The sequence below is a fragment of the Rhodococcus cercidiphylli genome, assembly GCF_033042225.1.
Classification (GTDB): domain Bacteria; phylum Actinomycetota; class Actinomycetes; order Mycobacteriales; family Mycobacteriaceae; genus Rhodococcoides.
The window spans coordinates 1-949 of record NZ_JAWLKE010000028.1; the positions used below are offsets into that span (position 1 = coordinate 1).

At 54.2% G+C, this 949-nt stretch carries 2 rRNA genes; both read left to right on the top strand.

The annotated features are described in order from the left end of the window. A 16S ribosomal RNA gene (locus R3P95_RS26065) occupies window positions 1-68 on the top strand; the annotation flags it as partial. Between the two features lie 352 nt (window positions 69-420). After that, window positions 421-949: ribosomal RNA gene (locus R3P95_RS26070) — 23S ribosomal RNA — on the top strand; the annotation flags it as partial.

Genomic DNA, 949 nt, shown 5'->3' on the forward strand with positions numbered 1-949 from the left:
GATCGGCGATTGGGACGAAGTCGTAACAAGGTAGCCGTACCGGAAGGTGCGGCTGGATCACCTCCTTTCTAAGGAGCATTCTCCAGGACATGTACCAGCACACAGGTGCTCGGATGATGGACTGGCAGAGCCCGTTTCGTTCCCACACGTGGAACGGCGGGAGCTCACGGGTGGAACACTGACAATCAGATCCTGCAGAACGCGAAACCATGTTTCGCCGGCAGGAACTACATCGATGCACTGTTGGGTCCTGAGAGAACACGTGAGTGTTTCTTTCTAGGCAAGACATATACAAGCGGGAGATTGTATCTACATCGCATTGTTCGGTTCTCTTCGGAGGGTTGGGTGGTGGCTGGTAGTGCAGTGAGTCTTTCGAGTGTGTGTTGTTTGAGAATTGCACAGTGGACGCGAGCATCTTTGTTGTAAGTAATGAAGAGCGTACGGTGGATGCCTTGGCACCAGGAGCCGATGAAGGACGTAGGAGGCTGCGATAAGCCTCGGGGAGCTGTCAACCGAGCTGTGATCCGAGGGTGTCCGAATGGGGAAACCCAGCACGAGTGATGTCGTGTTACCTGCACCTGAATATATAGGGTGTGTGGAGGGAACGTGGGGAAGTGAAACATCTCAGTACCCACAGGAAGAGAAAACAACAGTGATTCCGTGAGTAGTGGCGAGCGAAAGCGGATGAGGCCAAACTTTGTGCGTGTGATACCCGGCAGGGGTTGCGTATGGAGGGTTGTGGGGTTTGCATTGTCGATTCTGCCGGATCGGCCGACAGTGAGAAATTGTGGTGTTAGTCGAAGTGGTCTGGAACGGCCTGTCGTAGAGGGTGAGAGTCCCGTAGACGAAAGCACTGCAACTGTCGTTGCGAGTACCCAAGTAGCAGCGGGCCCGTGAAATCTGCTGTGAATCTGTCGGGACCACCCGATAAGCCTGAATACTCCCTGGT